Below are 11,699 nucleotides of genomic sequence, written 5' to 3'. Positions count from 1 at the left end.
TCCCGATTTCCGCAATTCGGTGGGCGCCTTCACGCATCTGCCGGCCGGCCGCGAATACCTGATCCGGGTGCCGGGCGCGGCCTATTCGCAATTGAGCAACGCCGAACTGGCCAATGTGTTGAACTGGCTGCTGCACACGTTCAGTCCGGCGCAATTGCCGGCCGGCTTCTCGCCCTACACCGAGAGCGAAGTGGCGGCGGCGCGGCCGCGCCGCTACGACGACGTGGTGCCGGTGCGCCACGGCCTGGCGCGCGAGCTGGCGGCGCTGGGCCTGGCGCTGTCCGACTATTCATATGGCAGCGCCCGCAAGCCCTGAGGCCGCGCGGCGCCCGGGGGCGGTGCGAGGCTCCCTGTAGTGTGAACAGGCCCTAGGGGTTGTCACGGATACTCCCGGCCCGGGGCTCGGTGATAGAAAGAAGACCGCCTTTTGTTCCATGCCGCGCGCCGGAGTCGCCATGTCCCACCCTCTGTTACGCAGCGCGCCCCAGCAGTTCCTGGATTGCGCCAGCTGGAAGGAAAACATCAGCAACACCTTTGTGCCGCTGGAGGTATCGGCCGCCGATCCGAAGCGGTTTCGCAGCAGCGTGGCGGTGGATTCGCTGGGCTGGATGCAGGTCTGCGAGATGCGCACCGGCGCGCAGCGCGTGCGCCGCACGCGGCTGCTGGCCGAGCGCGCCGAGGCGTCCGGCTACAAGGTCACGCTGCAGCTCGATGGCCGCAGCGAGATCCGGCAGGCGGCCCGCACCGCCTTGCTGATGCCGGGCGAGTGGGGCATCTACGACACCACCCGTCCCTACGAGGTCGATGTCGACGACGACGCCCATTTCCTGGTGATGCAGGTGCCGGGCAAGCAATCCGAGGCCTGGCTGCCGGCCATGCGCAACGCGGTGGCGCGCAGCTTCAGCGCGCGCCACGGCTGCGGCCGCATGGCCATGGACCTGTTGCGGGTGGCGCTGAGCGAACACGCCCATCTGTCGGACAGCGCGGCGCGCGACGCGGCCAACGCCGTGATGCAGATGATGGGGCTGGACATCAGCGAGCGGGCCGGCGGCGCAGGCGGGCAGGACCAGGTGGAAATGCGCCAGGCGCAACTGCGCCGCGTGCAGCAATACCTGGTCGAGAACCTGCACGACCCGGACCTGTCGCCGGCGACGGCGGCCGAGGCCCTGCGCGTGTCGCGGCGCTATCTGTACAACCTGTTCGCCCTGGCCGCCACGACGCCGGCCGATTTCATTCTCAGCGCGCGGCTGGAGCGCTGCCGCGACATGCTGGCCGACGCCGCGCAGACCGCGCGGCAGATCGGCGAGATCGCCTTCCGTCATGGGTTTTCGGATGCGGCGCGTTTCAGCCACGCGTTCCGCAACCGCTATGGGGTGTCGCCGTCGGAATACCGGCGCCAGGGGCGCCTGCCGGGCGAATCGGCCTGATGCGGGAGCGCCCGCCGGCTGGCGGGACGACCCGGTGTGATCAGAGGTTTTCCTCGTTGATCAGGTCTTCCTTGCCGTAGAACTTCACGCCGATGTGGATGCGTTCGCGGCCTTGCGCGCGGCGATGGCGGTTGGTGTCGCGCAGCGAATAGACGCAGCCGCAGTATTCCTGCTGGTAGAAGTTCTCGCGCTTGCTGATCTCGATCATGCGCGACGAGCCGCCGCCCTTGCGCCAGTTGTAGGTCCAGTAGATCAGGTCGTCGTAGCGCGCGGCCGCCCGCTCGCCGCAGCCGTTGATCTGGTTCATGTCCTTCCAGCGCGAGATGCCGAGCGAGCTGGTGATGGTGTCGAAGCCGTGCTCGTGAGCGTACAGGGCGGTGCGCTCGAAGCGCATGTCGAAGCAGGCGGTGCAGCGTTCGCCGCGCTCGGGGGCGTTTTCCATGCCCTTGACGCGGTCGAACCAGTTGTCCATGTCGTAGTCGGCATCGATGAACTCGATGCCGTGCTGCTCGGCGAAGCGGATGTTCTCCTGCTTGCGGATCTCGTATTCTTTGACCGGATGGATGTTCGGGTTGTAGAAGTAGATCGCGTAGTCGATGCCGGAAGCCGTCATGGCTTCCATGACCTCGCCGGAACAGGGCGCGCAGCACGAGTGCATCAGCACCTTGCGGCGGCCGGCGGGCAGGTCGAGTTTGGGGCGCACGAGTTCGGACATGATCAAAAGCAGGCGGTGAGGCGGAAAATTCCTTATTTTACGCTGAGTTGCCGCCTTGGCCAGGGGGCGCCGGCAAGCGCCGCCCGGAAGGGCTTGCCGCGGCTCAGCCCAGCACCGCGTCCCACAGCTCGCGCACGGCCGCGCGTTCGGCCTGCAGCTGGTCGGGCGCCACGCGGGCCTTTTCCACGCCCTGCATGCGCAGCTGGTGCTGCACGCGCCGCAGCGTGCGGTAGGCGTCGCCGGCCCGGGCGGCCAGCGCCGGCTCGATCAGCCCGGCCTCGCCGGCCAGGCGCAGCAGGGTGATGTTGCCCAGGTTGCGCACCAGCATGGGGTGGGTGCCGGCGTGGCACAGCACCAGGTACTGGGTCACGAATTCGACGTCGACCATGCCGCCGGCGTCGTGCTTCAGGTCGAACCGGTCGGTGCTGTTGGGGTGCCCGGCGTTGATCTTCTGGCGCATCGCCAGCACTTCCTCGCGCAGCTTGGCCGTGTCGCGCGGCATCACCAGGATGGCTTCGCGGATCTGCTCGAAGCGCTGGCCGACCCCGGCGTCGCCGGACGCGTAACGGGCGCGGGTCAGGGCCTGGTGTTCCCAGGCCCAGGCGTGCTTCTGCTGGTATTGCTCGAAGGCCTCGACCGACACCGCCAGCAGGCCGGCGTCACCGTCCGGGCGCAGGCGCAGGTCGACTTCGTACAGGCGGCCCGACGAGGTCATGGTGGACAGCCACGAGGTCATGCGGCGGCCCAGCTTGGCGTAGACCTCGGCGGCGTCCTCGCGCGGATCGTCATACAGGAACACCAGGTCCAGGTCCGAGGCGTAGCCCAGCTCCTTGCCGCCCAGCTTGCCGTAGGCGATGACGGCGAAGCGCGGCGTGGCGCCCGCGGCCTTGTTCACCAGCGGCCAGGTGCGGCGGATGGTTTCCGTCAGCAGCAGGTCGGCCAGGGCCGACAACTGGTCGGCGAGCTTTTCCACCGTCAGCTCGCCTTCCAGGTCCTGCGCCAGCAGCTGGAAGCTGGCCTGGCGCTGCACGTCGCGCATCAGGTTCATCTGGCGCTCGATGTCGGGGTCGCCATCGGGCAGGCGGCAGGCGTCGAGGTCGGCGGACAGCTGGCGCGCGATCTGGGCGAAATCGAGCGGCTCGAACAGGGTGCGCCAGTCGATCAGGCTGTCCAGCAGCAGCGGGTGCTGCGTCAGGTACTGGGCCGCCCAGGGGCTGGCCGCGACCATGCGCGCGACCCGCGCCAGGGTGTCAGGGTATTCGGCCAGCAACGCCAGGTAGGCGCTGCGCTGGGCGATCTTCTCGATCAGGTCGAACAGGCGCACGGCGGCGTCCAGCGGCGCGCTGGTCTGGCGCGCGGCGCGCAGCGCGGCCGGCAGCAGGGTTTCCATGCGGCGCCGGCTGCTCTCGGGCAGGCTGCGCACGCGGTGGCTGCCCAGCAGCGTTTCGGTGCGGCGCAGCAGGTCGTCGGCCTGTTCGCCGAAGGCCTGGCGGATCTGCTCGGCCAGGGCGCATTCCTCGTCGGGTTCGTCGGCGGACGTGTCGGCGCCGGCATCGGCGGTGTCCTCCTTGTCCATGCCGACCATGCGGAACACGTTGCGGAAGGTGCGCGAGACGAACTGGCGGTGCGCGGCCAGCGTGCTTTCGAAATCCTGCGGGCTCAGCCCCAGCGCGGCGGCCAGCGCGGCGCGCTGGTCCGGGTCGCCCGGCAGCAGGTGGGTCTGCTCGTCCTCGCGGTACTGCAGCGCGTGTTCGGTGCGGCGCAGGAAGCGGTAGGCCTCTTCCAGGCGGCGCGCGTCGTCCTCGGGCACCAGGCCGGCGACCTGCTCGGCGTGCAGCGCCGCCAGTAGTCCGCGCTGCTGCAGCGCCGGCATGCGGCCGCCGCGGATCAGTTGCGCCAGCTGCACCACGAATTCGATCTCGCGGATGCCGCCGTCGCCCAGCTTGATGTTGTTGGCGCTGTCGATGCCGTTGCGGGCCGAGGCGCGGCGCTGCCAGTCCTGGCGGATGCGCTCGCGCAGCGCGCGCAGCGCGGCCAGCGCGTCGAAGTCGAAATACTTGCGGTAGACGAACGGCACGCGCAGGCTTTCCAGCTGGCGGGCCTGGGCCGCGCTGTCGCTGCCCGCGAAGGCCTGGCCCGGCATCAGGCGCGCCTTGAGCCAGGCATAGCGTTCCCATTCGCGGCCCTGGCCGATCAGGTAGTGCTCCAGCGCGTCCAGGCTCCAGGCCAGCGGGCCGGCGTCGCCGTCGGGCCGCAGGCGCAGGTCGGTCCGGAACACCTGGCCGTTGGCGTCGACCTCGGACAGCACCGGCATCATGCGCCGTGTCAGGCGGCCATAGAACTCGTGGTGGCTGATGCGGCGCGGGCCGTCGGTGTCGCCTTCCTCGCCGTACAGCATGATCAGGTCGATGTCGGACGAGACATTCAATTCACCGCCGCCCAGCTTGCCCATGCCGACGATCAGCATCTCCTGGGGCAGGCCGGTGGCCGGATCGCGCGGCACGCCGTGCACCGCGGCCAGGTCGGCCGCCACGCTGCGGTAGGCGGCGGCCACCGCGGCATCGGCCAGCGCCGTCATCGCGCCCACCACTTCCTCCAGCGGCGCCAGGCCGGCCAGGTCGCGCACGATCAGGGCGCTGAAGACGCGTTCGCGCAATTTGCGCAGCACCTGGCGGCACAGGTCCACCGGCAGGATGTCGGGCGCGCCCGGGCCCGCCAGCTCCGCCTGCCATTGCGCCAGCCGCTCGGGTGTGACCGGTTGTTGCACCGCTTCCGCCAGCCAGGCGGCCAGATCCGGGTGGGCGTCGAGACGGCGGCGCAGATGGCCGGACCAGGCGAGGGCGGGGGCAAACAGGGCGGGCGTGGACATGGCGATCGGACGAAGACGAATGGACGCGTTTCAGGTATAAGTGGGGACGATACCGCAAGACTATTCTCCTGCCCACCGATCCGTGTCTGTTTCAAAAAAAGTGTTCTGCTGCCTGTTCTGGGCGGTGTTGACCGTGTACGGCGTCGTGGCCATCGGGCTCCTGGGCGTACGCTATTGGGTCTTGCCGCGCGTGGACCAGTGGCGTCCCCAGATCGAAGCCTACGCCAGCCAGGCGTTGGGCGCTCGCGTCACGATCGGCGCCATCCAGGCGGACTGGCAGGGCCTCAATCCCCGATTGGATCTTTCCTCGGTCCAGGTCTATGACGACCAGGCCGCGCCGGTGCTGACACTGCCCTCGGTGTCGGCGGTGCTGGCCTGGCGCAGCCTGCTGACGCTGTCGCCCACGCTGCTGCGGCTGCGCCTGGAGCAACCCGAACTGACCTTGCGCCGCGATGCCGACAACCGCCTGTGGGTGGCGGGGCAGGGCATCGACCTGAATGCCAGCGATCACCGTTCGGACCTGAATCATCCGGCACTGCGCTGGCTGACCGCGCAGCGCGAGCTGCTGATCCACGGCGCCCGCATCCGCTGGCAGGACGAGCTGCGCCACGCGCCCGAACTGGTTCTGAGCAATGTCGATTTCCTGGTGCGCAACGGCAGCCTGTCGCACCGTTTCGTGCTGCGCGCCGACGCCGATCCGGCGCTGGCGCGCAAGGTGGACCTGCGCGGCGAGTTCAACCGCAGCCTGTTCAGCGCCAACGCGGCCAGTCCGGCCAACTGGAGCGGGCAGGTCTATGCCGCGCTGGATGACGCCGAGCCGATGGCCTGGGCGCCCTGGATGCCGCCGCCGGCCATCAAGGGGCGCGTCAGCGCCCGCGCCTGGCTGCAACTGGACCATGGCACCTTCACCAGGCTGACCGCCGATGTGGCCGCGCGCGGCGTCGACTGGGCGGCGGCGTCGGACGGCCCGGCGGTGCGCGGCGGCTACGCGCAGTTCCGCATCGAGGGCACGCCCGGCGATTTCGTCCAGAGCGAGCAGGTGCCGCTGGCGCGCAGCGCCGGCGCGGCGGACCTGTCGGTCAATGGCCGCGTTGAGCAACTGCGCGTGGCCTTGCCCGGCATCTTCGAACAGCCCGAGCTGGGCGCCAGCGAGATTGCGCTGGATGCCCGCATCAAGGGCGCCGACGCGCGCGACTGGTTCGTCGACGTGGGCCAGCTGCGGGTCGTCAACGACGATCTCGACGTGCGCCTGCAGGGCCAGTGGCGCAAGGAAGGCAAGAGCGCCGCGGGCAGCGTCGACATGCGCGGCACGCTGGTGCGCGGCGCCATGAACGCGATCCACCGCTACCTGCCGCTGGAGGTCAATCCGGACGCGCGCGAATGGCTGGCGACCGGCTTGCCGGCCGGGCAGATGGAGTCGGCCTCCATCACGCTCAAGGGCGACCTGGACGAATTCCCCTTCGGCGCCCAAGGCTCGACCGGCGAATTCGTCATTGCCGGCGCCTACTCCGGCGCCAAGGTCGATTACGCGCCGGCCCGGCCGCACCGCAAGGGCTGGCCGATGCTGGAGAACCTGTCGGGCAATTTCCGAGTCGACAAGGTCGGGCTGGTGCTCGACAGTCCGGGCGGGGCGGTGGCTCATACCGGGCCGGGCCAGACGGTGACGCTGGGGGCGGTCACCGCCACCATTCCCGACATGGAGCACAACGCCGAGCTGACGGTCAACGGCGACACCAGCGGGACGGTGCCGGCCTACCTGGCGCTGTCGGACCGCTCGCCGCTGGGCCAGTTGCTGGACGGCGCGCTCGACGAGGCGCGCGGCACGGGCAACTGGCGCATGCCGCTCAAGCTGAAGGTGCCGCTGATGAACACCGACGACACCCAGGTCGAAGGCAAGATCCAGTTCGCCGACAACACCTTCACCTTCATGCCGGAAATGCCGCTGCTCAGCCAGATGCATGGCGACCTGGAGTTTTCGGAGAAGGGCGTGCGCACCAAGGAGATCCGCGCGCAGTTCCTGGGCGGTCCGGTCAAGATCTCGGGCAGCCTGGCGCAGCCGACGGACGCCTTGCGCTTCGAGGGCGTGCTGGCCGGGTCCGGACTGACGCAGATCAGCAATACGCCCTCGATGGGACGCTTTTCGGGCAAGACGGCCTACAAGGGCAAGGTCGGCTACCAGCGCGGCGGCTCGGTGGAACTGTCGATGGAATCGGACCTGACCGGCCTGGCCATCGACATGCCGGCCCCCGTCGGCAAGGCGGCGCCGCTGGCGCGGCCGCTCAAGCTGCAATGGGGCGCGGCGCAGGACCGCGGCGCCAAGGGCCGGCGCTGGCTGACCGCCAGCCTGGGCGACAACATCAACGCGCTGTTCGAGCGCGATCCGACCGATGCCGCGCCGTCGTACTTCGCGCGCGGCGCGCTCGGCATCGACCGTCCGGCCAGCCTGCCCGAGCGCGGCCTGAGCCTGAGCGCCAGCCTGCCGGAGCTGGACATGGATGCCTGGGAAAAGGTGTCCGACGGGTTCGACCCGCCGCCCGTCAAGGGCCGTCCGGCGCCGCGGCCGCTGCTGCCCGCGGCCGAGCGCGTCAGCCTGGCCACCGGCTTGCTGCGCACCAGCGGCTATACGCTCAATGACCTGACCCTGTACGCCACGCGGCCGGCCCCGGCCCAGTGGCGCGTCGATCTGCAATCGCGTCAGGCGGCGGGCTCGCTGTCGTGGCGCGAGGCCTCCGGCGCCATCGCCGGCCAGATCACCGCGCGCTTCAAGCACCTGGCGCTGGGCGGCGCGGACGATACCAACGAGGCCGACAAGGCGCTGTCCTCGGGCAACGACCTGTCGGACATCCCGGCGATCGACCTGCAGGCCAAGGAATTCCGCCTGTACGGCAAGAACCTGGGCGAGCTGCAGGTGCTCGGCACCAACCTCGAACGCGGCCGCCAGTGGCGCCTGGACAAGCTGTCGATCACCAACGACGCCGCCACCCTGAACGCCACCGGCGCCTGGCGCCTCGAAGGCCCGGACCGCGGCCTGACGGTGGATGCCACCGCCAAGTTCGAGAACGTGGGCAGCTTCATGGACCGCATCGGCTTCGAGCGCGTGGTGTCGGGCGGCACCGGCGGCATCAAGGCCAATGTGACCTGGCGCAATCTGCCCTGGACCCACAATATCGCCGACGTGACCGGCGATGCCGAGATCACCCTGGACAAGGGCCGCTTCATGCACGTGAATTCGCGCACGGCGCGCCTGCTGGAGTTGCTGTCGCTGCAATCGCTGCAACGGCTGGCGCGGCTCGACGTCAATCCGACCAACCTGCTGCGCGACGGTTTCCCGTTCGATACCGTGCGCGGGCAGATCAAGCTGGCGGACGGTTCGCTCAAGACCGAGGGCTACAAGATCAACGGCCCGGTCGCCGCCATCGTGCTGGCGGGCGACGTGAACCTCGTGCAGGAGCGCTGGAACCTGAAGGCGGTGGTGATTCCCAACCTGGACGCCAGCGGCGCGGCGATGGTGACGGCGCTGGCGGTCAACCCGCTGATCGGCCTGGGCGCCTTCGTCACGCAATGGCTGCTCAAGCAGCCGCTGGCGCGCGCCATGACCATGGAATACGCCGTGACGGGCAGCTGGGACGATCCCAAGATCGACCCGATCGACGATTCGGGCAAGCCGGCGCCCAAGCAGACGCCCAAGCCGCGCAGCCTGGAAGAGTTCATCGAGCACTGATCCGGCTGGCCTCGGTTTCCTGACATTGGGATACAGACCGTACAGACAGCAACGCGGCGGCGCCATTAATCTCTCGTCAGTCCCGCTACTGATGGAGTCGTCGCATGGCCAAGTCCCGCATCCGCCTGGCAACGGTGCTCGCACTGATGAGTGTTTCCGCCTGGGCCCAGGCCCAGAACCTGGTCCTGCCCACCATTCCCGAGGCCACGGATGCGATCGTCGACATGCTCGCGGGCACCGGCCTGTCGCGCCCGTCCGAGGTCAAGCTGGGCACCTGCGTGGCCGCGGAACAGGCCTCCCACGCGGGGCAGGTCGCCTGCACGGTGGCGGTGACGATGGGCGCCGCGGTCAACGAGAACCAGATGGATTTCTACAAGCAGGGCAAGAAGTGGAAGGCCCAGCCCAGCATGTCGCAGGACAAGCTGCCGTTCCCCGATCCCAAATTGCATTGAATCCAGCCGGGGGGATACCCCCGGATATCGGATGCGGCCCGGCCGTGAACGCCGGCGTGGATCGAATGCGGGCCGGCGCGAAACCCGGCGAGGATCAGAGGCGGGCCGGCGGGAAATGCCGGCCCAAAAAGCATTTGGCGAGGACCGCCGTGGGGCAATCCTCGCCAAATCGATGCGTGCGCCCGGCATGCGGGCGGCGACGGCTTACTTCTTCTTCATCATGTCGAAGAATTCGGCATTGGTCTTGGTGGCGCGCATCTTGTCCAGGATGAATTCCATGGATTGGACTTCGTCCATGTCGTGGATGAACTTGCGCAGCACCCAGACCTTCTGCAGCAGGTCCGGCGCGATCAGCAGTTCTTCGCGGCGGGTGCCCGACTTGTTCAGGTTGATGGACGGGTAGACGCGCTTTTCCGCCAGGCGACGTTCCAGGTGCACTTCGGAGTTGCCGGTGCCCTTGAATTCTTCGTAGATGACTTCGTCCATGCGGCTGCCGGTCTCGATCAGCGCGGTGCCCAGGATGGTCAGCGAACCGCCTTCCTCGAGGTTGCGCGCGGCGCCGAAGAAGCGCTTGGGACGTTGCAGGGCGTTGGCGTCGACACCGCCGGTCAGCACCTTGCCGGAAGCCGGCACCACGGTGTTGTAGGCGCGGGCCAGACGGGTGATCGAGTCCAGCAGGATCACCACGTCCTTCTTCATTTCGACCAGGCGCTTGGCCTTTTCGATGACCATTTCGGCGACCTGCACGTGGCGGGTGGCGGGCTCATCGAAGGTCGAGGCGACCACTTCGCCGCGCACGGTGCGCTGCATTTCGGTCACTTCCTCGGGACGCTCGTCCACCAGCAGGACGATCATGACCGCGTCGGGGTAGTTGGTGGTGATGGCGTGCGCGATGTGCTGCATCATCACCGTCTTGCCGGACTTGGGGCTGGCGACGATCAGGCCGCGCTGGCCCATGCCGATGGGGGCGAAGACGTCGAGGATGCGGCCCGTCAGGTTCTCTTCGCTCTTGATGTCGCGTTCCAGGCGCATGGTCCGGTTCGGATGCAGCGGCGTCAGGTTCTCGAACATGATGCGATGCTTGATCGCCTCGGGCGCCACGCCGTTGACCTTGTCCACCTTGACCAGCGCGAAATAACGCTCGCCATCCTTGGGCGTGCGCACTTCGCCTTCGATCGAGTCGCCGGTGTGCAGGTTGAAGCGGCGGATCTGGGACGGCGAAATGTAGATATCGTCCGTGCTGGCCAGATACGAGGTCTCGGGCGAGCGCAGGAAACCGAAGCCATCGGGCAGGACTTCCAGCACGCCGTCGCCAAAGATCTGCTCGCCCTGCTTGGCGCGCCGTTTCATGATGGCGAACATCAGCTCCTGCTTGCGCAGGCGGTTGGCGTTCTCGATTTCCAGGCCAGCGGCCATTTCCAGCAGCTGCGAGACATGCAGCGCCTTCAGTTCGTTGAGGTGCATCGCGGTGAGTGTTGGGGGAAGAGTAAAGGAGGGTTCTGGCGGCGCGCCACGGACGGGCTCGCGCGGTATGGAAGCAGCGCCGCCCCCAGGGCGGCGCCTTCGTTCACAGCACGCAGTTTACAACGCGCCGTCCAGGAATGCGGTGAGTTGCGACTTCGACAGCGCGCCAACCTTGGTGGCGGCAGCCTGGCCGTCTTTAAAGAGCATGAGGGTGGGGATGCCACGGATGCCGTACTTGGCGGCGGTGCCCTGGTTCTCGTCCACGTTGAGCTTGGCGATCGTCAGGCGACCGGCGTATTCGGTGGCGACTTCTTCCAGGATCGGGGCGATCATCTTGCAGGGGCCGCACCAGGCAGCCCAGTAGTCCACCAGCACCGGCTGGCCGGACTTCAACACATCGGCATCGAAGCTCGCGTCACTGACGTTCTTGATTTGGTCGCTCATGATGGTGATTCTCGGGTTCGGCAGCAAAAGGCGAAAAAAGGGACGCCTTGCCGTTGTTCTTGTTTGTGGAATGGATTAAAGCATACCACTGTCAAAAACAACAGGCATACCACTGTTTATAACAACAGTACTTGCCGCTTTTGTGTAGGATATCGCGGCGCAGTTATCGCGATCCGGGGCATTGAACCCGGATCCGCTGGCTGTGTCTCTATCGTCATCCTACCGAATTCGGAGCTGGTCAGGTCGTGCGCATCCCACCCGGAGCCGCGCAGAATCTGGGCTTATCCGTAAAATGTCGGTTTTTTTCCACAGATGTTGGGGATAACTTGGCCACTCCACGTTACAACGAGGCGTCCATCCGCGTCCTGAAGGGGCTGGAGCCCGTGCGGCAGCGCCCGGGCATGTACACCCGCACCGAAAACCCCCTGCACGTCGTGCAGGAGGTCATCGACAACGCCGCAGACGAAGCCCTGGCTGGCTACGGCAAACAGATACAGGTCACGCTGCACATCGATGGCAGCGTGTCCGTCGAGGACGACGGCCGCGGCATTCCCGTCGGCCTGCATCCCGAAGAAAACGCCCCCGTGGTCGAGCTGGTCTTCACCCG

The 11,699-nt window shown here is 67.8% G+C and carries 8 protein-coding genes and 1 pseudogene; 5 read left to right on the top strand and 4 right to left on the bottom strand.

The annotated features are described in order from the left end of the window. A pseudogene (locus tag AOZ53_RS07035) lies at positions 1 to 316 on the top strand (cytochrome C); the annotation flags it as partial. A 139-nt stretch (positions 317 to 455) separates the two neighbouring features. Further along, entirely contained in the window at positions 456 to 1,427 is a 972-nt protein-coding gene (locus tag AOZ53_RS07030) for an AraC-like ligand-binding domain-containing protein (RefSeq protein WP_054434229.1), read from the top strand. A gap of 40 nt (positions 1,428 to 1,467) precedes the next feature. On the opposite strand, the gene AOZ53_RS07025 is transcribed toward AOZ53_RS07030, so the two are convergent. Further along, the gene (locus AOZ53_RS07025; RefSeq protein WP_054434310.1) at positions 1,468 to 2,142 is read right to left on the bottom strand and encodes an epoxyqueuosine reductase QueH; all 675 of its coding nucleotides are present in this window, start codon (positions 2,140 to 2,142) and stop codon (positions 1,468 to 1,470) included. A 103-nt stretch (positions 2,143 to 2,245) separates the two neighbouring features. Further along, complete coding sequence (glnE, locus tag AOZ53_RS07020) at positions 2,246 to 5,011, bottom strand: bifunctional [glutamate--ammonia ligase]-adenylyl-L-tyrosine phosphorylase/[glutamate--ammonia-ligase] adenylyltransferase (protein ID WP_054487359.1); 2,766 nt, start codon at positions 5,009 to 5,011, stop codon at positions 2,246 to 2,248. Positions 5,012 to 5,111: 100 nt separating this feature from the next. Here glnE and AOZ53_RS07015 point away from each other — a divergent pair, with 100 nt between their 5' ends. After that, entirely contained in the window at positions 5,112 to 8,732 is a 3,621-nt protein-coding gene (locus tag AOZ53_RS07015; protein ID WP_156333304.1) for a YhdP family protein, read from the top strand. Positions 8,733 to 8,836: 104 nt separating this feature from the next. Beyond that, on the top strand, positions 8,837 to 9,184 hold the full coding sequence (locus tag AOZ53_RS07010; RefSeq protein WP_054434235.1) for a hypothetical protein: 348 nt from the start codon (positions 8,837 to 8,839) through the stop codon (positions 9,182 to 9,184). 204 nt (positions 9,185 to 9,388) lie between these two features. On the opposite strand, the gene rho is transcribed toward AOZ53_RS07010, so the two are convergent. Both rho and trxA read right to left on the bottom strand, forming a co-directional pair. Then, complete coding sequence (rho, locus tag AOZ53_RS07005) at positions 9,389 to 10,648, bottom strand: transcription termination factor Rho (RefSeq protein WP_006218533.1); 1,260 nt, start codon at positions 10,646 to 10,648, stop codon at positions 9,389 to 9,391. 117 nt (positions 10,649 to 10,765) lie between these two features. Beyond that, on the bottom strand, positions 10,766 to 11,092 hold the full coding sequence (gene trxA, locus AOZ53_RS07000) for a thioredoxin TrxA (RefSeq protein ID WP_006387817.1): 327 nt from the start codon (positions 11,090 to 11,092) through the stop codon (positions 10,766 to 10,768). Positions 11,093 to 11,418: 326 nt separating this feature from the next. On the opposite strand from trxA, the gene AOZ53_RS34105 reads away from it, so the two are divergent. Continuing rightward, positions 11,419 to 11,699, top strand: a 281-nt coding sequence (locus AOZ53_RS34105) for an ATP-binding protein (protein ID WP_231690582.1), incomplete at its 3' end; no start/stop codon positions are given.

This window comes from Achromobacter sp. 2789STDY5608621 (genome assembly GCF_001299375.1).
Taxonomy (GTDB): domain Bacteria; phylum Pseudomonadota; class Gammaproteobacteria; order Burkholderiales; family Burkholderiaceae_B; genus Achromobacter; species Achromobacter insuavis.
The sequence above is the reverse complement of the archived record's forward strand: the minus strand, read 5'-3'. Positions and strand labels throughout refer to the sequence as shown.